The following is a 24749-nucleotide window of genomic DNA, read 5'->3' as shown; positions in this document are numbered from 1 at the left end:
AAAGACAAATGACAAAAAGCAAATTGCAAACAACCTCCACCCACTAAACTGCTAATGAAAGGAATAGAATTATATGCTTATTGAAATATTGGAAATTGTGATTTGAGGAAATGGTTATACCGTTCTGATCTCATCCTCTTTTTTGCTCAGTAGCTCGTCAATTTTTTTTGTGTGCTTGTCGGTAATTTGTTGAACTTCTTCTTCTGCTTCATAAAGAGCATCTTCAGAAAAGGACTCCTCTTTCACCATCTGTTTTATCTGGTCATTCGCTTCACGCCGGGTATTGCGAATACTGATGCGTGTTTCTTCAGCAATTTCTCCACAGCGTTTGACCAGCTCCTCCCGGCGTTCTTCAGTGAGCATGGGCAGCGGTATCCGGATAATATTACCGTCATTATTTGGATTTAGTCCCAGCCCGGCTGACATAATTGCTTTTTCAATATCCTCGAGAGCCGACTTGTCATATGGTTGCACTGTCAGCAGGCGTGCTTCTGGTGCATTGACACTGGCCAGCTGGTTGAGCGGGGTTTGGCTCCCGTAATAATCAACTTTGACACCATCGAGCAGCGATGGCTGGGCTTTTCCTGCACGTACATGGGAAAGCTCTTTCTTGAAGAACTTTACAGTTTCATCCATCTGCTTGTTGGCGTCATCAATAACTGATTGTAGCTCCTGAGGTATCATAATTCGCTCTCGTCTATTTTAATGTTGATATTATTGCCGGTGCAATAAGTCAGCTAAAGAATTTAAAAAAACTGGTTCTTTTCCCAAACTACCCCACACTTTTAAATGTCCAGGAAAAGGAATAAAATGCCTTTCAGAGTTGAGGTTAGGTGATTAGCAGGTAGTTAGGAATCCATTACCCTGCGACCTCATTATCCCACACGACCTTTGATCCCACCGATTCATCCCCGACTACAACTTTCTTAAGGTTCCCAGGAACGTTCATATTGAATACAATGATGGGGGTATGATTTTCCCTGCAAAGAGTAAATGCTGTCAAATCCATAATGTTTAGACGACGGTCGAGCACCTCTTCCCCAGTAATAACGGAGAACTTCTCGGCGTCTGGGTTTTTTTCCGGATCTGAATCAAAAATGCCATCCACGCGTGTTCCTTTGAGGATCACATCAGCTTCAACCTCGATAGCCCTGAGAGAAGCGGCGGTATCGGTCGTGAAATAAGGATTTCCGGTTCCGGCGCCAAAGATTACAACCCGGCCCTTTTCAAGGTGGCGAATGGCACGCCTTCGAATATAGGGCTCTGCAATTTCCTCCATGCGAATGGCCGACATCAGCCGGGTATAGACACCCAGTCGTTCCAGCGAATCCTGCAGGGCCATGCTGTTAATCATGGTAGCGAGCATTCCCATATAATCGCCCTGCACGCGGTCCATCCCTTCCGTGGCACCCTTCACCCCACGAAAAATGTTGCCGCCACCGATAACGATACTTATTTCAATATCTTCATCATGTAATGCCTTAATTTCTTCAGCATACTGGGAGAGAATATTGCCGTCGATGCCGTGTCCCTGTTCACCTAAAAGCGCTTCTCCACTGAGTTTAAGTAATATCCGTTGATACTTTTTTGCCACTGTGCTGAGTTTATTTTTTAGATCGTTTATATATAAAAAAAAGGTTACCGAATTGGTAACCTTTTTTTGGGAAAATGATTGAATTAGGAGTCTTCTCCCAACTGGAGCCGGTGGAAAGATTTCACCAGCGGAGCCTCATTTTGTTTCAGGTAATCCTGAACCGAAAGGCTGTTGTCCTTAACGAACTTTTGCTCCAGCAGAACATGCTCCTCGTAAAAGCGTCGAAGCTTACCTTGCGCTGCTTTCTCTGCAATCTCTTCAGGCTTGCCTTCGTTCAAAAGCTGATCTTTGGCAATTTCCAGCTCTTTTTCGACTACAGAACTGTCAACGCCATCGCGGTTTACGGCAATAGGCTTCATAGCCGCAACCTGCATTGCCACGTCTTTGGCAACATCATCATCAGAGATATTGCCTTCAAATTCGACCAGCACTCCGAGTTGATTCCCAGGGTGGATGTAGGAAACAAGCTGCCCGTTGGATTTTGCAAGGATAACACGGGCAATCTCAATTTTTTCACCAATCTTGCCGATCATATCTTTGAGATGGTCAGCAACGGTGAGTCCGTCAACTTTTGTTTTCAGCAGTTCGTCGACCGTCTCAATATCCTGCTCAAACACGAGGTTGACAAAGGAGTCAGCTCTTTTCTGGAAATCGTCGTTTCGAGCAACGAAATCCGTTTCACAGTTGATTTCAAGGGCAGCAGCTTTGGACCCGTCATCACTAACTTTTGTGACGATCAGTCCCTGGTCGGCTTCTCGGTCAGCACGTTTTTCTGAAAGTTTTTGGCCTTTTTTACGCAGGATTTCGACCGCTCGGTCAAAATCACCATCTGCTTCTTCCAGAGCCTTTTTACAGTCCATCATGCCGGCCCCGGTTTGATCTCGTAATTTTTTTACATCAGATGCAGAAATACTCATTTCTGTTCGAAAAGTTAATTTTTTGGGATTTTGTTTGTTGAAATAACCTGGAACAGGAAACTATTCCTCTTCGTCACTGCTGTCGTCGTCCTCGTCAGTAACTTCCTCGTCCTGTCCATCCTCTTCTTCCTCAGAGTCTGAGTCGTCAGAAGACTTTCTTCGACGTGTACGACGTTTGCGCTGCGATTCTTCCGCTTTTTTAGCCTCTTCAGCAGCTTGTTCAAGAAGCTCTTCCTCATTCTGCGCTTCTCGTTCTGCATTACCTTCAATAATGGCATCTGCTACCATGGAGGTAATGAGCTGAATGGTGCGGGCGGAATCATCATTGCAGGGAATAATATAGTCCGGAATATCCGGATCGCTGTTGGTATCTACCATCGCAACGATAGGGATATGAAGCTTGACAGCTTCTTTAACGGCAATATTTTCTTTGATTGTGTCGACAATGAAGACGGCACCAGGCAGATGATTCATGTTGGCAATTCCGCCAAGAGTCTGCTCGAGTTTGTCCTGTTCGCGTTCCAGCATCAGGGCCTCTTTCTTGGTGAGGTCTTCAAACGTACCGTCTTTGCTCATTCGGTCGATCTCTTCCATCCGTCCAATACTTTTCTTGACGGTGGAGAAGTTGGTGAGCATACCCCCAAGCCAGCGATGCGTAACGTACGGCATGCCGCAGCGGATCGCTTCCGTTTTAACAATATCTTGTGATTGTTTCTTGGTTCCTACAAAAAGGATGGTTTTGCCGGCTCGTGCCAGTTTGGCAACTTCTTCGAGCGCTTGTTGCAGGTACTTCTCTGTTTTCTTCAGGTCTATGATGTGAATCCCGTTGCGTTCCATAAAGATGAATTCCTTCATCTTGGGATTCCATCGACGGGTAAGGTGTCCAAAGTGGGCACCAGATTGCAGTAGTTCTTCTAGATTGGGTGCAGTTGGCATATATTTTATGTGATTTCTATTTGAGTTAGGCCTCTACACAGGTCGTTCCTGGCGCTAACTCACCCTCGGATGTCCCGGGATGAGCACTCGGCGCACTAGGTCGCTGTGTATGTGTGATTAAGTTCTTCGTGTTGTGTGTTTCGAGATAGCGTGTTGAAAATTTGAAAAGAATATATCGTAGCTTGAACGCGCAACCCGCAATCCGAAACTCGGAAAATTATCGCTTGGAGAACTGGAATTTCTTCCGTGCACCAGGCTGACCGTACTTCTTACGCTCTACCATACGATCGTCTCGTGTCAGCAGATCATGTTCTTTCAGTACGGAGTGCAGCTCTTCATCGTGATCATCGAGTGCACGAGCCAGTGCAAGCTGAATGGCACCGGACTGGCCAGTCATGCCACCACCGCGAACGGTGACCTTGATATCGAATTTCTCATTATTCTCGGTCAGTTCCAGCGGAAAGATGGCGAGGTTTCTGTGAGCACGGGTTTTAAAATAATCGTCCAGCTCACGTCCGTTCACAACGAAATCTCCGTTGCCCGGCTGAATATAGAGTCGGGCGGTCGATGTTTTACGTCTTCCTATAAAGTTCTTCTGAGGCATAATCCTAATTAACTGTCTAATTCAATTTTTTCAGGTTGCTGTGCTGTGTGCGGATGCACCGGACCAGCATAAACGCGCAGGTTTGTCAGCAGCTTGCTTCCCAAACGATTCTTTGGAAGCATCCCTTTTACGGCATTTTTGACCAGGAAGGTTGGATCTTTCTCAAGATGTTCTTCTGCAGTGGTGAAACGTTCTCCACCGGGATATTCGGTGTGGCGAAAATATTCTTTATCCTGCCACTTCTTACCAGTAAGCTTAACTTTTTCAGCATTAATAATAACAACGTTGTCGCCGGTATCCATATGAGGAGTAAACTCTGGCTTATGCTTACCGCGTAGAATTGTAGCCGCTTTACTGCTCAGTCGCCCAAGGGGCTGATCTTCCGCATCCAGCAGAACCCATTTCTTTTCTATGTCACTGGGTTTTGCAGTGTATGTCTTAAAACTTGTTGTGTCCACAATAATTCCAGATTATAATTGCTTTTTTGTGAAGTCTCGAAAAATAGGCTTCTTAAAAACAACTTGCAATGAAAAAAACGTATTAAAGAATAGAGACAAAAGTAGAGTGGCATTCAAAGATTTAAATAGCCGTGATCCCCAAAATTTGAGGGCGAGGCACAAGAAATTCTACAAAAATAGTCGTAAATTGCAGTGATCGAAAAAGGCAAAACCAACATATAATCAAAGATTTTAATAAAAAATGAGCGACAGCAACCTACGAAAGGAAACACGGCAGGCGTTTGATACCGGAAGTGGTAAAGCCCATCTGTTCAGCCTGAAAAAAATTGAAGACCTTGGGTATGGAAATGTAAACAAGCTTCCATTTACGATTCGCATCCTGCTTGAGGCGGTACTGAGAGAATATGATGGCTACGCAGTAACAGAGGATGATATTGAACGTCTTGCCAAATATAATGCCAAAAATCCCGAAGGCGAGATCCCGTTTAAGCCTTCGCGCGTTGTGCTCCAGGATTTTACCGGCGTACCTGCTGTCGTTGATCTCGCGGCCCTGCGTTCGGCCATGGAGCGTATGGGTGGAGATCCAAACTCCATTAATCCGCAGGTCCCTGTGGATTTGGTGATCGATCACTCTGTACAGGTTGATGAATTCGGACAGGAATACGCCTTTATGCACAATGTGGAGCGAGAATTTGAGCGCAATAAAGAGCGTTATGAGTTTCTGAAATGGGGACAGAAAGCATTCGATAATTTTCGAGTCGTCCCCCCCGGACGTGGAATTGTCCACCAGGTGAACCTGGAATACTTGGCACAGGGAGTCTTCACCAAAGAGGATAGCGACGGCAGCCTGATCACCTATCCCGACACGCTGGTGGGGACCGACTCGCACACCACCATGATTAACGGCCTGGGAATCCTTGGCTGGGGCGTCGGTGGTATTGAAGCGGAAGCTGCCATGCTGGGTCAGCCGATCCATATGCTGGTGCCTAAAGTTGTCGGTATGAAACTGACCGGGAAGCTCCGAGAAGGTATTACCGCTACCGACCTGACGCTCACCGTCACCCAGATGCTGCGTCGCCACGGCGTAGTCGGTAAGTTTGTGGAATTTTATGGTGATGGCCTGGCAAATATGAGTCTGCCTGATCGGGCAACAATTGCAAACATGTCCCCCGAATATGGTGCCACCATGGGCTTCTTCCCGATGGATGATGAGGCAATGCGCTACATGCGTCGCACCGGTCGCTCTGAAGAGCAAGTGCAGCTGGTAGAGCGTTACATGAAAGAGCAGGGGCTGTATCGAACCAAGGATACTATTGATCCTGAGTTTTCCGATACGCTGGAGCTGGACTTGGGAGATGTGGAAACATCACTGGCCGGGCCCAAGCTGCCGCATGATCGTATCACGCTGCCGAATATGAAGTCAACGTTTGAGAGCAGCCTGACAAGCAGTGATCCAACGATGGGCTTTAACCTAGCACAGGAAAAGCTGGCCAATAAAGGCACTTACAAGAATGGCCAAGAAATTGAGATGAAACACGGAGATGTCGTCATTGCGGCCATCACCAGTTGTACCAACACTTCCAACCCAAGTGTGATGCTGGGTGCGGGAATTGTGGCAAAGAAAGCATTTGAAAAGGGACTCAAAGTTCCGCCATATGTCAAAACTTCGCTTGCTCCCGGTTCACGCGTGGTTACCGACTATCTTGAAGAAGCGGGGCTTACCGATTATATGGATAAGCTCGGTTTCAACTTGGTGGGCTATGGTTGCACCACCTGCATCGGTAACTCCGGCCCGCTGCCCCAGGCAGTAGAAAATGCTGTCAAAGATGGGGAACTGATTGTGGCTGGCGTCCTCTCAGGCAACCGTAACTTTGAGGGACGTATCCATCCTTATGTAAAAGCCAACTACCTGGCCTCACCACCGCTGGTAGTTGCCTATGCGCTTGCCGGAACTGTGGATATTGATCTTGAGAATGAACCTCTCGGCAAAGACAAAGATGGTAATGACGTTTACCTGAAGGATATCTGGCCGACATCGGATGAAATTGCCGAGCACCTCGATAGTGCGATTCGTCCCGAGCTATTTAACAAACAGTACGGAGATATCTTCAAATCAGAAGAATGGGACAAAATTCCCGTCGGTGGCGGAGAGCTCTATGAATGGAAAGAAGAGTCAACCTACATCCAGGAGCCACCCTTCTTTATGGATATGGGCGAAGATCCTGAGCGGATTGCTCCGATCAAAGGAGCACGGGCCCTGGTTAAGGTGGGGCAATCCATTACAACTGACCACATTTCACCCGCTGGCAACATCAAGAAGGAGAGTCCCGCCGGGCAATACCTGATTGAGCACGGCGTGGAAGAGCGGGATTTCAACTCCTACGGTTCGCGTCGCGGTAACGACCGGGTTATGACTCGCGGAACATTTGCCAACGTTCGGTTCAAGAACCAACTTGCGCCGGGTAAAGAGGGTGGATTCACCAAGTACTTCCCAGATGACGAGATCACCACAATCTACGATGCCGCAATGAAATACAGGGAAAATAATACTCCGCTTATCGGGCTGGCCGGTAAAGAGTACGGCACTGGTTCTTCTCGGGACTGGGCTGCAAAAGGAACAATTCTGCTTGGTGTTAAGGCCGTGATTGCAGAGTCTTACGAACGTATTCACCGTTCCAACTTGGTGGGTATGGGTGTGCTGCCCCTCCAGTTTAAAGAAGGCGAATCTGCCGACAGCCTTGGGCTCGATGGGTCTGAAGAGTTTACTATTCATGTTTCTGACGATCTGAAGCCGAGACAAGAAGTGAAGGTTGAAGCCAAAAATGCGAACGGAGATGTGACTACATTTACCGTGCTCAACCGTATTGATACGCCGGTCGAGATTGACTACTATCGAAATGGCGGTATTTTGCACTACGTACTCAGACAGTACTACAAAAGTGAAAAAGAGCAAAATGCATAACAACCAGAAATAACCAGTTAGGTGGAGCCTGGCAATCATCTGTCGGGCTTTTTCCTTTGTTAGGATTTTTTATAAGTGCCTGTATTTTTGGGTTTTATGGTAATTTTTTTAGATTATTTCAAAAGAACATTTCAGAGATATTAAAAAATCATTTACGTTTCTGAGTAAAATCTAGCCCCAAACGCATGGAAAAGGAACTCAGTGCCCACTCTTCTCAAATAGCAGATCTTAAGGATCAGTCAAAAGAGAGCCTACAACTATTGCTGGATACGATTGAAGGAATCAATCGGACAGTAGAGCTTAAGTCGTTGATGGCCGAAAGTATGGAAGCAACCCGTATCGTAATGAAATCGGAAGCCAGTTCTCTCATGTTGCTGGATAAGGATACCGGGGAGCTTTTCGTCAGTTTGCCTACCGGTCCCGTAAAGGAAGATATTAAAGGTAAAAGCATTCCAAGACATAAAGGCATCGGCGGCTGGGTAGTGGAAAACCGAAAGCCTTTTTTATCCAACAAGGTTGAAGAGTCTGACATCTTTTGGGGGGATTTGTCTGACGAGTTTACGACAAAGAATATTTTATGTGTCCCTCTTATTACCAAGGAAAATGAAGTAATAGGAGTGCTGCAGGCTATAAATCGCCGGCGAAATGAGGACTTTACTGCACACGACATCCCGGTTTTCCAGGCACTGGCTTCTCATGTGTCTAGTGCTATTGAGCGAACGCGGCAGATTGAAGAGCTGCATTCCCGGCTTAAAGAAAAAGAGGTGATGCTTACCGAGACCCATCATCGCGTTAAAAATAATCTCAGCGTGATTGCAGGGTTGATTGAGATGGAGTTGCCATCGGTCACAGATGATAGTGCCAAGGATCTGCTTCAAACAACATATACCCGAATACAATCCATGATGCGGGTGCATGACCTGCTTTGCGAAAAGGGACTTTTTAAGGATATAGAGCTGGGTCTCTACCTGAAGCAGCTTGCTGAGCAGATAGAAAAAACGATGAGTGATTTCCCAAAAGAGATCAAGATTGATCTCAATGCTGAAAATATTCATCTGCAGGCCAATAAAGCACTGTTGTGTGGTATCGTGCTCAACGAGCTACTTGTCAATATTTTCAAGCACGGATTTGAAGGGATGGATAAAGGGCGGATTTTAATCGATCTTCGGCGGGACTCCGACCAGGTAAAGCTGGATATTTCTGATAATGGGGTTGGCCTGCCCGATGATTTTGAGGTTCGTAGTGGTAAGACCATCGGGATGTGGATTATTGATGTGATGCTAAAAAAACTGGATGGAACTATTGAGTTCGAAAACAATGATGACGGATCTCATTTTCAGTTGACCTTTCCTGTTGAAAACTAAAAAGGCCAGCTTTGCAAACCCCGCATGGTAAAGATACGTGCCATTAACCGTTCTAGTGGTGTATTCAGCATCAACCAAACCAACCCATTTTTGGGATAGGGAAATCTCGTTTTTCTTCCCAGCAGCATGTTCACTTCTGCCCGTTTGAGGGCTTTTTTTGCCGTTTTTGACCGTTCCTTGTTATACAGGTTGGCTTGGTAGGATACCTCAGCCTTATCCCGGAGAATCTTCTCTGAATGTTGAACAATTTCCCAGGCGTCCAGCCAACCCAGATTCATCCCCTGTCCCCCAATGGGACTGACGATGTGAGCGGAATCCCCGGCGAGAAAAATCCTGTTTCGCGCCATGGGCGTTGCGACGAATCCCTGCACACCAAAACTACTCAGCATGAAATTTTCGGTATCCTGCAATTCATGCCCGACCCGTTTCCGAACAAGTCGTTCCAGCACAGCGCGATCCAGGTCGTTTCGAAAATTATCCGTTTTAATCACCCACCGTCTCCGATTGGTACCGAGGGGAAAACTTTCAATAAGTCCTGCGCTGTGTAAAAATATGGCTGCAGTAGAACCGAGATCGGTGTTATCAGAAAAGTCCCCCATTACATACGTATCAGGATAGCGCCTGCCCAGGAACTCAAATCCTGCGGCCTTTCTTACGAAACTGTTTTTGCCATCGCTGCCGATAAGTAAATCACAATTCACTTTTTTCGTTTTTTTCTTATTCGAAAGCGTTAGGTTTACGGACGATTCTGTCTCTTCCAGGTCTACTAATTCAATTCCCCTGGAAAGGCAACCTGGATCGATTTCATATAGTTTATCTTCTAATAATCTCTCGGTTTTGTACTGGGGCAGCGACAACACAAAAGGGTATGGGCCGGGACAGTTTTCGAAAGAGAGGGTTCCAATTTTCTTATTGTCTCCCCACGCTACGCCTTCTGTAATTTTGATCCCCCTTTGAATAAAATCGTCTGCCAACCCAATTTCCTGCATTAGTTCGAGGGAAACGGGGTGGATTCCAAGCGACCGGGAATGGGTGGTTGGTTCGGTTCGTTTTTCAAGGACTACACAATCGATATCCCGCTGACGCAGCGCAATGGCAAGGAACAGGCCTACTGGTCCTCCGCCAATAATACACACTTGATATTTATCACGAAGTTTATTCATGCCGAAAGGTTAAAAGGAGTCGATAGGGGAATATTGGGGTGACCTGCCAGCCATCTGGTACTTTTCGTTGCAACTCTCGGCGGGTGTAGCTGCGTTTTATGGAGGTAAGTCCATCCTCAGTTATAAAAGAACTGCGAAATATGGGGCGCGATAAAAGGTTGAATAGCAGGTACCCCACATCACTCCGCTCGATGTCATTAAAAAGCACATAGTGCGAACTTAGGGATTCCGCCTCTTCAAGCAACGAGTAAAAGGTGACATCCTCCAGGTGGTGCAGCAGGTGATTGGAGATCACAAAATCAAACTTGCGGCTCTGTTGAACCATTTCTGTGGAAGACGCCAGGCGAAAAGAAACACAATCCGGGCATTTGACATCCTGGATAAATTCAAAAGCTCGTTTGTCAGTCTCTATAGCTGTTATCACCGGAGTAATACCGTCTTCGCGGCACCACTGGGCCAGCTTTATGGGAATGTCCCCGCCGCCAAATCCGATGTCGAGAATACTGCAAGTTCGTTCATTTGCCAGGGCGAAAGGCCTGATATATTGCTTGTAAACAGAGCCCCACTGAGAAATAAGGGCGTTGATGACACTGAATTGTCGATACGTATTGAAGAGTTCTTTCCTGTCACAGTCGGGATCATCCATCCGTTCCCTAATATCCGTAGCTCTTTCGGTGAGAAACAACGGCATCGGTTACCCTCTCTGTTTGAGGAAAAGGCCGCTTTCCACGGTGAGGCCCGGCCCAAAGGCCATACCCAACACGCGTTCAGGCGATTGTTGCATCGGCTGGTCGAGAAGATGTTTGAGCACAAAAAGGATGGTTGCACTGCTCATGTTTCCATAATCGGAGAGTACCGACCTGGAAGAGGCAAGTTGTTGGACTTCAAGACCGAGATTTTTTTCCACTTTGTCCAGGATGGCCCGCCCACCGGGATGAATGGCCCAGTGGTTGATCTGGTCTTTATTAGTATCATAGGCCTCAAGCAAAGGTTTTAGAGCAGATTGCAGGTTTGATTCGATAAGTTCAGGCACATAGGTGGAAAGAATCATATCGAAACCAGTATCCCCGATGGTCCAGGCCATATCATCCTCGCTCTGCTCTATGATGGATGTGGCAAACCGATCCAGTTTGTAAACAGTTTGATTATTCTGAGGCGTACGATTGCTTACAAGAGCACCAGCTCCACCATCCGCAAATACAGAGGCCGAGATTAGGTGGTCGGTTTCTCTGGATCTCTGGAAGTGCAGGCTGCAGAGCTCCAGGCAGATGACCAATACCACGGCATCATCCTGGGAGTCGCAAAATGATTTAGCCATTTTCAAAGCAGGAAAAGCTGCAAAACAACCCATAAAACCCAGGTGAAATCGCTGGGTGGATCGGGAAAGTCCTAGCTGTTTTACAATTTCATAACCAGGTCCCGGTGCAAAAAAGCCGGTGCAGGAAACGGTAATCACATGAGTAATGTCATCGGCTTCAATATCGGGGGTATCCGTTATCAGGGAGCGGGCAACATCTACAAATAGTTTTTTTGCATGTTCAGAGTAAAGCGAATTGCGGGTGCCGGTAGAAGGAGCTGCAACAGACCCGTCCTGCTGAAAGAACAGTCTTGGATCCCCATTGGCATTGAAGTCATTAACTACGGTATGTCGCTTTTCTATCCCGGATTGGGAATAGATGCGATGAATGATACTGCGGGTGGCGCGATCATCGCTCAGATATTCCTTCATCTTGTCGCGAAGAAAATCTTGCTGGTATATTTGGTCTGGTACCGCAGTTGCAATGTTCTGTAAATATGCAGCCATAAAACGGCAATAGCTTGATGTTAAGTATCTACTGTAAAAGTGTTTAAATGATACCTAATGCACTTTAAATACGATAGTGCATTGTTCTCCATAAGTTGTTGGTATACTTATTCCACACCCTGTTAATCACAGTATACCAATACCTGCTGTCTTAACGAAAGATTTGAGTGGAAGGTTCTCTGGAGGGTTTGGTGAGGTAATGAAAACGGACATTGTGCAAAATGCCGGCTAAGCTGAGCCCGGCGATGAGCCCCATCCAGAGTCCTTGTGGACCGACTTGTTGGACGATACCGAGATAGTACCCCAGTGGCAGCCCGATGATCCAATAGGATATGAGGTTCACAAACATCGGGATTTTCGTGTCTTTGAGTCCGCGCAGGGCCCCAAACCCACCTACCTGCAGGCCATCGGAGATCTGGAAAATGGCGGCGATATAGAGCAGGCTCACGGCAACCGACTGTACCGAGGCGTTGTCGGTGTAAATGCTGGTGATAAATTCCGGGAAGAGAAACATTGCGGTGGCTGTAAAACACATGAAAATGATACACATCCCCACGCCCAACATTCCCCGCCTGCGGGCTTCCTGGAAAGAGCGGGCTCCCACAGCATTACCAACCCGGGCGGTTATTGCTGTCGATAACCCTAGGGGTACCATAAAAGTCATTGCCGAGAAGTTAATTGCAATTTGATGTCCGGCCACTGCATCGGTTCCCAGTGTGCCCATCAGCAGACTTATTACAGCAAACATGGTGACCTCCATTGCCGAACTTATGCCGATCGGGATACCCACGGAAAGTGCTTCTTTGAGGTAGCTCCATGCGGGCATGCGAAATATGCTGAATATTTCGAATCTCTTGAATGAGTCGAACGTGGCGGTGAATGTGAACATGCAGAGAAACATGATAAGCGCAACTAGTGACGAAGCATAACCGCATCCAACAGCTCCCATTTCCGGAAAACCGAGCTTGCCATACATAAACACGTAGTTAGCCGAGATATTGACAAAGACGCCAATTAGAGCAAAATACATCCCGGGCCGGGTGATGGAGAGCCCCTCACTAAAAAAACGAAGTGACATGTAGGCGAAAAGAGGAAAAACGCCCCAGGAAATGGCATCGAGATAGCCCAGTGCAACGGGAATTATCTGGGGTGTAACGTCCATAAGCCCCATGACCACGCCAAGATTTCGCAGCAGGAAGAAGATCGGGAGGGCTAGCATCTGGCTTAACCATAATCCCTGTCGCGCATTTCGGCCGATGTCTTGGAAGTTGCGCGCTCCAAGTAGTTGTGCGACGATGGGGGTGAGGGCCATTAATACCCCTGCTGCGAGCATGATAAAAGGAAAATAGATGGCACCTCCGACAGCGATGGCAGCTAAATCTTGTGCGGAAAGGTTACCGGCCATTACGGTGTCTACAAAGTTCATCGACATCTGCAGCAGTTGGGCAATGATGACAGGGCCCCCAATGACGAGTGTCTTAGAGACTTCACTCTTCAAATTTTGTTTATCTGGCCAAATAGAAGAAATCACGGTATAAACAAAAATATGGAATTTCAGCGAACGCTTATGGTATGCAATCCAACATGAAAAAGGAAACCATCAGTTACGATAATTTTTCTTCTGAAATGGCAGGTAAGGATTAAGACTGGGAGCTCCAGAGCGGCATTTTAATAACAAACGTAGTTCCTTTTCCTTCAATTGAGGCAAAGGTAATAGACCCGTTGTGCGCTTCAATTATTTTTTTGCTAATTGCGAGTCCAAGACCCGTCCCACTGGATTTAGTAGAAAAATTGGGTACAAATATTTTTGATTTATCCTCCTCTGAAATTCCTGTCCCGTCGTCTTCAACCGCAAAGAATGCACTTCCCTCTTTAATATAGCTTTTAATCTTAATAGTACCCCCGTTTTCCGGCATCGCTTCAAACGCATTTTTTACCAGGTTGATGAACACCCGCCTGAGTTCATCCGAAACCCCGTTCACGTTTATGGAGTATTCTGTAAGATCGGTTTGTAGCTGAGTCCCTTGGTCTTGCTGGTACAGTTCGGCTACCGAATGCAGGATGACATTGACATCAACTTTTGTGAACTCCTCGTTAATTGGCTTAGAAAATTTTGAAAAATCGGAGGCGATGTTATTAAGTGTCTGTATCTGTTCGGTCAGGTTCCGGGTAATTTTTTTGATATTTGAAGTCAGGGTTTCCAGGTCTTGCGTGCCGTTGCTCAGCTGCCGTTCCAGGTGTTGCACATTGAGCTTCATCGGGGTCAGCGGGTTTTTGATTTCATGGGCAACCTGCTGGGCCATCTCTTTCCAGGCCGCTTCACGTTCGGCTATCGCCAGTTCCTGGCGAACTTCTTTGAGTCGTTCGACCATTCCGTTGTAGGCCCGGGCCAGCGAGGCAATTTCATCGTCCGACTTGACTGGAATCTTAGTATCCAGTTTTCCTTCAGAAATTTTGTTCAGTCCCTCTTGTATGGAGCGTAGTGGCACAGTTATCCGTTTGGCAATGAAGGTTGTAGCAGCGATAAAGATGCCAAAGGTAAATAGGTAAAATACAATCAGGTAGCTAGTGGTTTCCAGCAGTTGCTGATCATATTTGGGTGATTCCATGAAGGTGGGAATTGCCACCGCTCCGACTGGTTGACCCTGGGGAGAAAGCAGTGATTGGTAACCAATTAGAAGGTTCTGGGATGCCAGGCGTACCATACCTGTAACTTGGCTTTTTTGTTGGATATACAGGTCATTATACACGTCAAAGGGCAGGGTGGATGGCAGCAGGTGTTGCTGATAAATTTGAGGTGTGGTCGATTCCTGGAGCAGCCTGTTTTTAAAGTATGCCGCATCCACATTCAGCGGGGCCACCAATGGCTGCATGGTGAAAGGGGCGTTGGAGTTGAGACTTTTGATAAACTGAGGGTCATTTTCGGTGTCCCTGGCCAGTTTATCAAGTTTGTCATAGAGATCTTGTCTTACAATTTCTTTGTTTTGAGTGTGAATAGCGAGATGGGTAGTAGCAATCAAAAGACCCAGGAATAGGAGGGTGGCAGTTAAAAAGTTGTCCAGTATCCGATGCTCAAATCGTTGGTGTGAGCCCTGAAATGCTGATTTGCCCCTCGTAAGCAAAAGGTAGAACGGGATTATAACCATCCCGGCCAGGAAAAGTGAGAAGCTGAACCGGAAGAAGGCAAATAGTTCGTTTTTTGTATTAGGATAGATGGTACTCGCTTTGATCACACTGTCTTGCCCGACTTCTACCAACACATTGCGGTAGTTTTGCTGGAATTCATTGGTTGAATAAAAGAGTACTGAATCGGCAGACAACGCTTCTTTTTCAGCTGTTCTCAATGTGTTGTACCGTGGAAAATGACCAGCCAGTCCACCTTTGCTGCTGCGGACCAGTTCGCCGTCTTGATATTCCATTAACAGGAACGACTCATCCCAGTCAGCATAGGTAAGTGAGGCAAGCACTGCTCGAATCGGTTTGTCAAAATCGGGGTGCTCGCGGTAAACGGAGCAAAGAATCCAGGCAATCTGTTGGTCACTTTCGGAGCTAAAAATCGGGATCCAGCCACGATAAAACGTATCGTAGCGCGCGCTGTTTTCCAGTTGTGGCAGCTGGATGATGGGGCGGTTACTGTTTTTTGTGATTCGCTCGATATCGGTAGCTGCGGACAGGTAGCTGAGATCATAAAAATTGGTCCAGTTGGGGGCATTCAGGTCAGTTGAGTAATCGGCAACGACATCGCCTGACGGTTTGATAAGCTGCAGGTTGAACGAATAGGTGCGCAATTGGGGGGTCAGGGACTGTTCAATAGTTTGATTAAAACGGGATTGCAAAAAGGGCACTCTTTCATTCAGCGCTTGCTGAGTAGTGCCCCTGAACTGTTTTTCTAGCGTGACAAGCATCTCGCGGGTGGCTTGCTGTGCTATAGAGTCTTCCCGTACCTGGAACCCCCTGGCATGTTGCAAAAGTTCATTATCCATTCGTACAAACTGTGCATTTTTTAAAACCGGGTAACCGATGATAGCGATAAGAAAGCTACTCACCGTTACAGCCCTAATTACAGAAAAGGACGAAAAGGTATATGGAAATCTCGCTTTGAGCGTGGCTACTGCTGATATACCGACAAAAAATACACCCGAAATCCAGGTCGCCCAGTTAAGTGTCAGCCAGTCAGGCAGGTATAACTGCAAAAAGATCAGCCCGATAAAAAAGCTGGTTGAAGAGATGATAAGGACCAGTTTATAGGGATCGGATTCCGATTTCAGCAAAAAAGTGTTGATGCTGTATAGGGCATAACCTACTGAAAACAGCAGAAGCGCCAGCGTGAGGTAGAGGAAAAAGGTAGAGGATGACGGGAAAATTTGGAGATCGAACAGCGAAAGATTCGCCGTTGTCAACAGGTCATAACTGGCTCCAATAGCAAAGGTAATTATACCAGATGATAATAATCCAAAAACGCCCGCAGCGGACATAGTGCGGAGAAAGTTCGAGTGATTTGTGCGAACTTTCCGCTTTCTTAAAAAGCGAGCGATGGTATCAGCTATGAAAAATACGAAAAGACTATTCCTGGCTAATATGCTGATGCTGAGTTGAGCAGATGGGGATCCGGACCAGAAACCCGGAATCCATCGTTCGGGTATCTGCATATAGCTGAACAAAAACCACGCAACGCCAACAATAATGAGCTGAATGAAAAGTGACTGCCAGCTATTCTTGGTGCCAAGCCATGCATACAGAAGGAACATAATGGAAAGGTAGGCCAGTAGCGAGAAAAGGGATCTCCAAAACGAGGCCTTTTCATTCCACTGGTCTACTGTCTGTCCATATCTACCGGGAGGGATGAAGGCTACACCTACAGAATCCCGACTTTGGGTGGAAAGGACACGGAAGCCAAGCGCCGAATCAGGAAACACCTCGAAAAAAGAAAGTTCGGCAGGATATTGCAGCGATTCCTGCTGTCCTGCAAGTAGGTCAAACTCATGGCTCTGTCCGATCGGCAGAGCATTTTCCTGTTCAATTCGACTCGTTGTAAACAACTCGTATTCCTGGGCGCCGCTGCTGTCTTCAATTGAAAACTGTATGCGACAAAGAAAAGAGATAACATTATTCTGTTTGATAACGTCAACATAGGTTTCCGGTCCAATCGAAGAAGGAATGAGTTCTTTAGGATAGCTGGAGAACGAAAAGCCGCTCCAAGCCTGTGGCGTCACATTTTTGAAGAGTGTTACACCCCAAAGGGATGGATATTGCTGAATGTATGGGTACAGGTTTTGCCGGGATCCACCGCCCTGCAATTGTGCTTCGAGCCGTTCTGCAAGGTCCTGACTGTTATCAAGCAGTTCATCATGTTGATTGTTGTAGATATTCACAGCTTCCTGCAGGCTGCTGACATATCCCGATTCTTCAGTCACAGGATAGGGCTTAATATAATAAAGCCAACCCTCCAGCAATAGCAGGCACAGTATCAACCCCCCTGCAACAGCGAGCAGATACGAGGAATATTTGTAAAAAGCGTTCTTTTCTTCCATTTACCCAATGTAATAAAGAATGGAAAAAAAGCTCCAGTTAAACATGAACCAAGTTTGGTATTTGTTCATCAGGTGTTCCATCCAGCACCCCGATGATAGCATTTGCTGCCAGCATGCCGATCGCTTTGCGTGTTTCATGTGTTGCACTGGCAATGTGTGGCGTTAGCACACAGTTCGGCGCAGTAAGGAGTCGGGGATGTACTTCTGGCTCTTCTTCAAAGACGTCGAGCCCCGCTCCCCCGATTTCTCCATTGTGAAGTGCTTCGGCCAGCGCCTCCTCGTCAACTACCGGGCCACGGGCTGTATTGATCAGCAGGGCATGGCTTGGCATGCGTTTGAGCATCTCGGCGTCGATGGCGTGATGCGTTTCATCCGTGAGCGGGCAGTTCAGGCTCAGAATATCGGCGCGCTCTGCCAGGGTTTCCAGCTTCGGGATGTATTCTGCATCGAGTTCCTGCTCAAGTTCTTTTTCAACCCTGTTGCGGTTGTGATAGAGAATAGAAATCCCAAATCCTTTTGCCCTTCGGGCAACGGCTTTTCCGATGCGTCCCATTCCAAAAATACCCATCGTCTTTCCATTGAGCTCCATCCCCAAAAAAGAGAGGGGATCCCAGCCATCAAATTTACCCTCGTACAAAAAATCCTGGGCCTCAACAATTTTGCGGGCAGTTGCAAGCAGCAGCGCCATGGCACAGTCGGCACTTGATTCAGAAAGCACACCGGGGGTGTTTGCCACTTTAATGCCTGCCTGCTGTGCTGCTTCAATATCAACGTTATTATATCCCACCGCGTGATTGGCCACTACCTTGAGACGATTACCGGCATTCAAGACTTTATCAGTGACGGGACTAGAGAGCATGGGCAATAGCGCATCAAAATCACCAATCACCTCAAGCAGTGATGCTTCATCATAAAACTGCCCACGTTCTCCCACCTCTACCTTAAAGTGTTCTTCCAGTTTTTGGATGACGGATTCCACGATTGGTTCAGTAATCAGAACGCGATAAGACATAGGCATTATTGGTTAATAGGGAAATCGGTTTCGTTGACAGTGACAGTTTCGGCTTCCCGCAGTGATTCCTCGGGAACCTGCCTGTATAAAAAGGAAAATGTTACGAGCGCTTGTGTACACATTTGGTCAGGCTGGCGCCAGGCCTCAAGCGAGAGTGATATACGGTCGTTGTGAATTTGGTGTTCAGCACGCCCGATGTTGGTGCATCCATCTGGAAAGGTTCCCAGGATTAGCAAAGACAAGCGGTCTTCTTCCTCAATTACTTGTGCAGAATCGATATAAACATTTGATTTTATAACTTCTTGACCAGAAACCGGCGTTAGTTCAACCAGGTTTGCGTATTCCTCGGGAATCGATTTTTTTTCATGTGAGGAGGCACATGCTGCCGTCAGGAAACCCAGTGACAGCAATAAAAGTTTGATATTTTGATTGTGCATTAATTGTCTTCCACTCTCGTGACTTCAGCATCATTCCACATTCGTTCGAGTGCATAATAGTCGCGCAATTCTTTCTTAAAGATGTGGACGACCACATTTACATAATCCAGGATCACCCATCGGCGCGACTCGCGTCCTTCTTCTTTCCAGACGGATTCTCCCAGCTCTTCTTTAGTCGCCTGGATGACGCTGTTGGCCAGCGCTTTGATTTGTACTTCAGAGGTGGCATGACAGACTACAAATTTGTCCGTTAAGGTCGTTAATTCGTGAACATCCAGTATGGTAATTTCCTCTCCCTTCTTTTCCAGGAGGGCATTGGTGATAACCTCAACAAGCTTGTCGGCATCTGCCGTTTTGGAAGGGCTTATGCTTGTGAATTGTTGTTCGTTTTTCTTAGTTTGGGCATTTTGGGTCATATGATCAATTTAGGTTTAAAGATTGGTAATCGGAACCAATTACGACAGTGGCATCCAGGTAAAAATCATCGGAAGCCTCAATAATGATATTTTGATCCGCAATTCCGAGTGCTTCTGCTACACGTTGCGCATTTTCCTTGTCAAACGTTCGGGCTATGACAATGGTCTCTTCGAGATCAAAGTTTTCAAAGTTGCCTGTTTCTACTACATCAAAACCATTTTTGCGAAGTGCGGATGTGAATTGGTTGGCTAATCCGGAAACACCGCAACCGTTAAGTACTTCAATTTGAATAATATTACCAATGAGTTCTGTCGTTTGTTCAGCACGTTCATTTTCAATTCGGGGAAAGATAATGCGTGTTCCAAGGGCGATGATTAGTACCAGCAACAACAGGCTCAGAAAGCCGATAACTGCGTTTAGTGTAAAATTGTTGTCATTATCAGGCTTTGTCATTCGCTACAGCAAACAGGATAGATGAAAGTTAGTATCGGTTGTATCCGTAATAGTCAAACGGACCGCCTCCAAAAGGAGAATAGTACGGCGAGTAGGGATGTTGTTGAAACTGGATTGAGATATTGCTTTTATCGCTAATCTGGTAGTTCAACTCCGCATTTCTAATAACAATGTTGGCGCCTAACTGGTTATTGGTATTTGAGAAACCCTGACCGAACGGGGAGTGCATAAGTGAGATATCAAGCTCTCCGGTCAAGCGATCAGTAAAAAAGAAATCCATGCTGTTGGTATAGGCGTTTACGTTTCGGTATTGTCCACCGAAACTGGAAAATGTCATCGAATAGGAATGACTCATCTTCATATTGAACAGATTGGACCAATTGCCGGGCTCAGGCCGCTGTTGTTGTACAACAGGACCCGAAAAGTCTCCCCTGTTTACTTGATCGCGAAATTGGGCAAAGGAAACCGCCGAGGTAACAACAAAAATTGAGAGTGTGAAAAGTAATACTAAACCAGTCTTATTCATAAAATTAGGCCATTTAAAGTAACATCATTCCAGTAAGACATACACATAACGTTCAATGGTAACAGTTAATTATAATAAAGAGTTGCAGAATAGGAAAGGAATTTGACCTTTTTAACACAAATTAAATTTTTGCTTGTCAAGCCTTCCCGACGGAGTCACTCAAGAGCTTGCTCTCCGAAGGCTTGACGAAGAAGAGCGGAGGTGGAGGATCTCCTTCGCCAAGGCTATGGAGACTAAAGATTCTGATTCAAACGATATGCTTACTCATCCAGGCAATGCCTGACCCGGTTTTAAAGTATTTTTCGAGATTACGCGCTTTTTCCCTTGAATTAACAGCAACAAAAGCACCTAGCTTAAATGGGGCATAAGCTTTTGTTGACTGGGTTTTACCTGCATTATGTGCCACTACTCTTTTCTTTAGTTCTTTGGTGAATCCAACGTAAGTCCAGTCATGATCAATACTCTCCAAAACATAAACGTACCACATATGCAAAATTTTTAAATTCAATAGATAATCCGGATAATTTTCTAGGTCAGAAAGAGCTTGCTCTCCGAAGTCTTGACGAAGGAGAGCGGAGGTGGAGGGATTCGAACCCCCGGAACCGCAGAACGGTTCAACGGTTTTCGAGACCGCCCCATTCGACCACTCTGGCACACCTCCAAATTATGTAAAGAGAAGAACTTGTCCTGGCAGTTAAAATGGAGTATATTTACAGGCTTTGAATTCCGAGAAGATAACGGTAATACAACTCAAATAAAAGCTTGCTGGTAAAGAATGAAGTTAACTGATTTTAAGTTTGAAACTGAAGAATACAATATTCCGGAAGAACCCGTTGAGCCAAGAGATGCAGCAAAATTGATGGTTCTCGATCGAGAGGATGAATCAATAAAACATGAGACATTTGCAGATATTCACAAGTATTTAAATGAAGGTGATGTTTTAATCTATAATAACACCAAAGTCTTTCCTGCCCGGCTGAAAGGCAAAAAAGAGAAGACGGAAGCCGATATTGAAGTTTTTCTCCTTCGAGAGTTGATGCCGGAAAATAAGCTTTGGGACGTGTTGGTGGAGCCGGCCCGTAAAATTCGAATCGGTAACAAGCTCTGGTTTGGTGAAGACCTAATGGCCGAGGTAATTGATAATACGACCTCGCGCGGCCGAACGATCCGTTTTCTTTTTGAAGGAACCAACGAAGAACTGTATACGCGGCTGGACGAGATCGGTGAAATGCCGCTTCCTCCATATATTGAGCGAGATCCGGTAGAAGAGGATAAGGAGCGATACCAGAGTATCTTTGCTAAAGAACGAGGTGCTGTAGCAGCACCCTTTGCAGCAATGCACTTTACCCATGAACTGGTTGAGAAACTTGAGAAAAAAGGTGTCGAATTGTTACCGATAACGCTGCATATCGGCTGGGGAACATTTCGCCCGGTCGAGGTAGAGGATCTGACAAAACATCGCATGGATTCTGAAAATTATTTTATTTCGGAAGAGACATCTGCAAAGATAAATGAAGCCCTTCAGGATAAAGACAGAAAGGTCGTTGCCTGTGGTACAACCGCAGCTCGAACGATTGAGACGAGTATTACCGCAAGCGGAATTTCAAAGCCGAGTACTGGTTGGACAGACAAATTCATCTATCCACCGTACGATTTCAAGATTACGGAAGCCGTAATCACCAATTTCCACCGTCCGGAATCCACCATGCTGATGCTTGGTGCTGCGTTTGCAGGCTATGACTTCCTGATGGAGGCCTATGAGGAGGCCCAGGAAAACGACTATCGATTCTTTGCCTTTGGAGATGCAATTTTAATACTCTAGTCGTGAACTCTGTAGCGCTGATCATTCCTGCTGCAGGCTCCGGGGAGAGGCTGAACCACTCCATTCCCAAGCCATTTATTGAAATTGCGGGAAAATCTATTTTGGAGCATACTCTTTCCCGGTTTACTCCTGTTAAGGGATTACGCCAGGTCGTTATTGCGACTTCAGCTGAATATCTTGAACGAGCCCGTTCGATATGCAGGGCAGCATTGCCCCCTGATATGGACTTTGGTTGCCTGGTGGGCGGTGAGCAGCGACAGGACTCTATTTTTAATGCATTACAGCAGGTCAAGGAAGCGGATTTAGTTGCAGTGCATGATGCTGTTCGACCTTTTGTAGAAACAGTGGTGATTGATCAGTGCATTGAAGTCGCCGAAGATGTTGGAGGGGCAGTCGTGGGGGTGCCGGCAAAAGATACGATCAAAAAAGTGGATGACGACCAGGTAATCACTGATACGCCTGAGCGCAAGTATTTGTGGCAAACCCAGACGCCTCAAATATTTAAAAAAGAGATCCTGAATGAAGCCTATGCAAAAGCAGAACAGGAACACTTTCAAGGGACTGATGATTCTTCCCTTGTCGAGCGACTTGGATATACCGTGAAAATGGTAAAAGGTAACCACAGTAATTTTAAGATTACTTATCCTGTCGACCTTAAACTAGCAAAGCTATTGCTGGGGGAAAGTGGATGATGAAGGATATTCGGACCGGTTACGGCTATGATGTTCATAAACTTGTAGCAGGGCGCCCGTTGATCTTGGGAGGCGTCACCATTCCCCACAAAACAGGCCTTGCAGGCCACTCCGATGCCGATGTGCTCCTCCATGCTATTTGTGATGCACTGTTGGGGGCTGCGGCCCTGGGCGATATCGGCAAACACTTTCCCGACAATGACCAATCGTTTAAGGATGTCGATAGTCGTTTATTGTTAAAAAGATGTGTTTCTCTGCTGAATGATCTGGAATACAAGGTCAGTAATCTGGATGCTACAGTGGTTGCCCAGCAACCGAAGCTGGCACCGCACATTGAGGCGATGCGTTCTAACATTGCAGAAGACATTGAGGTAGACAAAGATCGTATTTCTGTAAAGGCAACTACATCAGAGGAGCTCGGTTTTGAAGGAAAGCGGGAAGGAATATCGGCTTCGGCTACAGTCTTGATTTATAAAGAATGATTTATGCTTGAAGAGTTTACACAGAATCTGATTCAATGGATCAAGGTGTTGCCACCGTTGAGTATCTATATCGTCTTTTTTTTGATTGCATATATTGAGAATGTAGTCCCCCCTATTCCCGGCGACCTTTTGGTAGCATTCGGTGGATACCTCGCCGCGGAAGAGGTCATTCATCTGACCCCGGTACTACTACTTACGACGGTTGCATCGGTCATCGGTTTTATGACAATGTATTGGCTGGGCAGCCACTGGGGCACGCAGATCCAGGAGCAACGGGAACGGTTTTGGATGATGAAGTTTATCCCGGTAGAATATATTGACAAAGCAAGAGGATGGATGCAGCGATGGGGGCAGGGGGTCGTGCTCGCAAATCGTTTCCTGGCTGGCACGCGATCCGTAATATCACTAACTGCGGGAATTAGTCATACGCCGGTGACTTCAACTATTATAAGTTCAGCGGTTAGTTCTGTTTTGTGGAACGCAATCTTGCTCGGATTTGGTTGGGTCGTCCACAAAAATTGGCGCGTAATTGGCGATTATCTAGGGGTTTACAGCCAGATTATTTTAGTTATAATCGCTTTATTTGTGCTTCTAAAGCTTGGAATAAGCTATTATCAGAGGCGGAAGAACACCATGGAAGATACCTAGATGAAGAAATTATTTTTTAGTTAAATAATTGTTGACAAAAAAAGAAACGGTTCTTAGTTTTCGAGTCTTTCGCTTAGACGTTAGATAAGCGTAAGGGACTGATCCAATGAGAGGATTTATTCTTGGCTTTAATCATGCCTGGTTGACTTACTTTCTCTGCCACTTCAGATGTAGTGGTGCGTCTTTTGGGTAGCCTTTTCGGTTGCTTCTGAGGTCAACATCAATTTCTCTCAGAGTCCTTACATAAGCCAGCGTAGCTCAGCGGTAGAGCAGCTGTCTTGTAAACAGCCGGTCGTCGGTTCAATTCCGGCCGCTGGCTCATGTTGGGACTTCTGTCAATGCTTTTGAAGAGGATCTGTTTTTGACATATTAATATCGCATTGGGGGGATACCAAAGCGGCCAACTGGGGCAGACTGTAAATCTGTTGTCGTGAGACTTCGTAGGTTCGAATCCTACTCCCCCCACAGGATTTTAATGATTGAATGGCTGAATGCTGAGGGATTGAGTGGTAAAATTCAATAATTCACTCATTTCGTCATTCAAAAATTCAATAAGCGGGCGTAACTCAATTGGTAGAGTGTCACCCTTCCAAGGTGAATGTTGCCAGTTCGACTCTGGTCGCCCGCTCTGTTCCTAATTGCGATATGGCACAGTAAAGCCGTTATAGCTCAGGGGTAGAGCACTTCCATGGTAAGGAAGGGGTCGTCGGTTCAAATCCGACTAACGGCTCACGTACTGTAGTATTAGTTTGTAAGTAGAACTTAGTTATTCATAATCATTTAACGTAAGAATATTAATCATGGCAAAAGAAACCTTTCAGCGCACGAAGCCGCATGTTAATATTGGAACGATTGGTCACGTGGATCACGGGAAGACGACCCTGACGGCGGCCATTACGACGGTCATGGCCAAGCACTACGGCGGGG

General features: G+C 46.3%; 24 protein-coding genes and 5 tRNA genes. 11 read left to right on the top strand and 18 right to left on the bottom strand.

The features are described from left to right. Positions 1–114: 114 nt before the first annotated feature. The 6 genes from frr to rplM all read right to left on the bottom strand — a co-directional run bounded on the left by frr (position 115) and on the right by rplM (position 4509). On the bottom strand, positions 115–684 hold the full coding sequence (gene frr, locus NC796_RS23630) for a ribosome recycling factor (protein ID WP_310688282.1): 570 nt from the start codon (positions 682–684) through the stop codon (positions 115–117). A gap of 175 nt (positions 685–859) precedes the next feature. Beyond that, on the bottom strand, positions 860–1594 hold the full coding sequence (gene pyrH, locus NC796_RS23625; RefSeq protein ID WP_310688281.1) for a UMP kinase: 735 nt from the start codon (positions 1592–1594) through the stop codon (positions 860–862). Between the two features lie 83 nt (positions 1595–1677). After that, positions 1678–2511: a translation elongation factor Ts gene (tsf, locus tag NC796_RS23620; RefSeq protein WP_310688280.1), complete on the bottom strand. Its 834-nt coding sequence runs from the start codon at positions 2509–2511 to the stop codon at positions 1678–1680. Between the two features lie 60 nt (positions 2512–2571). Next, positions 2572–3447, bottom strand: a complete 876-nt coding sequence (gene rpsB, locus NC796_RS23615; protein WP_310688279.1) for a 30S ribosomal protein S2 — start codon at positions 3445–3447, stop codon at positions 2572–2574. 217 nt (positions 3448–3664) lie between these two features. After that, the gene (gene rpsI, locus NC796_RS23610; RefSeq protein WP_310688278.1) at positions 3665–4051 is read right to left on the bottom strand and encodes a 30S ribosomal protein S9; all 387 of its coding nucleotides are present in this window, start codon (positions 4049–4051) and stop codon (positions 3665–3667) included. Between the two features lie 8 nt (positions 4052–4059). Beyond that, positions 4060–4509, bottom strand: a complete 450-nt coding sequence (gene rplM / locus NC796_RS23605; protein ID WP_310688277.1) for a 50S ribosomal protein L13 — start codon at positions 4507–4509, stop codon at positions 4060–4062. A 241-nt stretch (positions 4510–4750) separates the two neighbouring features. On the opposite strand from rplM, the gene acnA reads away from it, so the two are divergent. Together acnA and NC796_RS23595 are read left to right on the top strand one after the other, a co-directional pair. Beyond that, positions 4751–7471: an aconitate hydratase AcnA gene (gene acnA, locus NC796_RS23600; RefSeq protein ID WP_310688276.1), complete on the top strand. Its 2721-nt coding sequence runs from the start codon at positions 4751–4753 to the stop codon at positions 7469–7471. Positions 7472–7656: 185 nt separating this feature from the next. Beyond that, on the top strand, positions 7657–8835 hold the full coding sequence (locus NC796_RS23595) for a histidine kinase dimerization/phosphoacceptor domain -containing protein (protein WP_310688275.1): 1179 nt from the start codon (positions 7657–7659) through the stop codon (positions 8833–8835). Here the strand turns inward: NC796_RS23595 and NC796_RS23590 are convergent. The 12 genes from NC796_RS23590 to NC796_RS23535 all read right to left on the bottom strand — a co-directional run bounded on the left by NC796_RS23590 (position 8832) and on the right by NC796_RS23535 (position 20839). Next, on the bottom strand, positions 8832–9998 hold the full coding sequence (locus NC796_RS23590; protein ID WP_310688274.1) for an NAD(P)/FAD-dependent oxidoreductase: 1167 nt from the start codon (positions 9996–9998) through the stop codon (positions 8832–8834). The genes NC796_RS23595 and NC796_RS23590 overlap by 4 nt on opposite strands. Then, the gene (locus NC796_RS23585) at positions 9991–10689 is read right to left on the bottom strand and encodes a methyltransferase domain-containing protein (protein WP_310688273.1); all 699 of its coding nucleotides are present in this window, start codon (positions 10687–10689) and stop codon (positions 9991–9993) included. Before NC796_RS23585 ends, NC796_RS23590 begins: the two co-directional genes overlap by 8 nt. A gap of 3 nt (positions 10690–10692) precedes the next feature. Further along, positions 10693–11802: a type III polyketide synthase gene (locus tag NC796_RS23580; RefSeq protein ID WP_310688272.1), complete on the bottom strand. Its 1110-nt coding sequence runs from the start codon at positions 11800–11802 to the stop codon at positions 10693–10695. A gap of 151 nt (positions 11803–11953) precedes the next feature. Then, a complete protein-coding gene (locus NC796_RS23575) occupies positions 11954–13300 on the bottom strand; it encodes an MATE family efflux transporter (RefSeq protein WP_310688271.1) in 1347 nt (448 codons plus the stop codon). A 142-nt stretch (positions 13301–13442) separates the two neighbouring features. Beyond that, entirely contained in the window at positions 13443–17333 is a 3891-nt protein-coding gene (locus NC796_RS23570) for a HAMP domain-containing sensor histidine kinase (RefSeq protein ID WP_310688270.1), read from the bottom strand. 37 nt (positions 17334–17370) lie between these two features. Further along, positions 17371–18345, bottom strand: coding sequence for a D-glycerate dehydrogenase (locus tag NC796_RS23565; RefSeq protein WP_310688269.1), 975 nt, complete (start codon positions 18343–18345; stop codon positions 17371–17373). Between the two features lie 5 nt (positions 18346–18350). Further along, positions 18351–18782, bottom strand: a complete 432-nt coding sequence (locus NC796_RS23560) for a hypothetical protein (RefSeq protein ID WP_310688268.1) — start codon at positions 18780–18782, stop codon at positions 18351–18353. After that, positions 18782–19198: a ribosome silencing factor gene (gene rsfS / locus NC796_RS23555; RefSeq protein ID WP_310688267.1), complete on the bottom strand. Its 417-nt coding sequence runs from the start codon at positions 19196–19198 to the stop codon at positions 18782–18784. The genes NC796_RS23560 and rsfS overlap by 1 nt, the downstream gene beginning before the upstream one ends. Positions 19199–19202: 4 nt before the next feature. Next, positions 19203–19652: a LytR C-terminal domain-containing protein gene (locus NC796_RS23550; protein WP_310688266.1), complete on the bottom strand. Its 450-nt coding sequence runs from the start codon at positions 19650–19652 to the stop codon at positions 19203–19205. 28 nt (positions 19653–19680) lie between these two features. Next, positions 19681–20178: a hypothetical protein gene (locus tag NC796_RS23545; protein ID WP_310688265.1), complete on the bottom strand. Its 498-nt coding sequence runs from the start codon at positions 20176–20178 to the stop codon at positions 19681–19683. Between the two features lie 247 nt (positions 20179–20425). Further along, positions 20426–20665 carry a GIY-YIG nuclease family protein gene (locus tag NC796_RS23540; protein ID WP_310688264.1) on the bottom strand — a complete coding sequence of 80 codons (240 nt, stop codon included), beginning with the start codon at positions 20663–20665 and terminating at the stop codon, positions 20426–20428. A gap of 86 nt (positions 20666–20751) precedes the next feature. Next, positions 20752–20839: transfer RNA gene (locus NC796_RS23535), tRNA-Ser, on the bottom strand. 114 nt (positions 20840–20953) lie between these two features. Here NC796_RS23535 and queA point away from each other — a divergent pair. The 9 genes from queA to NC796_RS23490 all read left to right on the top strand — a co-directional run. Further along, the gene (gene queA / locus NC796_RS23530) at positions 20954–22000 is read left to right on the top strand and encodes a tRNA preQ1(34) S-adenosylmethionine ribosyltransferase-isomerase QueA (RefSeq protein ID WP_310688263.1); all 1047 of its coding nucleotides are present in this window, start codon (positions 20954–20956) and stop codon (positions 21998–22000) included. A gap of 2 nt (positions 22001–22002) precedes the next feature. Further along, entirely contained in the window at positions 22003–22692 is a 690-nt protein-coding gene (gene ispD, locus NC796_RS23525) for a 2-C-methyl-D-erythritol 4-phosphate cytidylyltransferase (RefSeq protein ID WP_310688262.1), read from the top strand. Next, the gene (gene ispF / locus NC796_RS23520; protein WP_409070413.1) at positions 22692–23174 is read left to right on the top strand and encodes a 2-C-methyl-D-erythritol 2,4-cyclodiphosphate synthase; all 483 of its coding nucleotides are present in this window, start codon (positions 22692–22694) and stop codon (positions 23172–23174) included. The genes ispD and ispF overlap by 1 nt, the downstream gene beginning before the upstream one ends. Positions 23175–23177: 3 nt before the next feature. Next, a complete protein-coding gene (locus tag NC796_RS23515; RefSeq protein WP_310688260.1) occupies positions 23178–23822 on the top strand; it encodes a DedA family protein in 645 nt (214 codons plus the stop codon). Positions 23823–24069: 247 nt separating this feature from the next. Beyond that, positions 24070–24141, top strand: a tRNA-Thr gene (locus tag NC796_RS23510). Positions 24142–24204: 63 nt separating this feature from the next. Next, a tRNA-Tyr gene (locus tag NC796_RS23505) sits at positions 24205–24287 on the top strand. A gap of 90 nt (positions 24288–24377) precedes the next feature. Beyond that, positions 24378–24450, top strand: a tRNA-Gly gene (locus tag NC796_RS23500). A gap of 30 nt (positions 24451–24480) precedes the next feature. Beyond that, positions 24481–24552, top strand: a tRNA-Thr gene (locus tag NC796_RS23495). 70 nt (positions 24553–24622) lie between these two features. Then, positions 24623–24749, top strand: a 127-nt coding sequence (locus tag NC796_RS23490) for a GTP-binding protein (RefSeq protein WP_310688233.1), incomplete at its 3' end; no start/stop codon positions are given.

Source organism: Aliifodinibius sp. S!AR15-10, assembly GCF_031569985.1.
In the GTDB taxonomy this organism is placed as follows: domain Bacteria; phylum Bacteroidota; class Rhodothermia; order Balneolales; family Balneolaceae; genus JAMQKA01.
The sequence above is the reverse complement of the archived record's forward strand: the minus strand, read 5'-3'. Positions and strand labels throughout refer to the sequence as shown.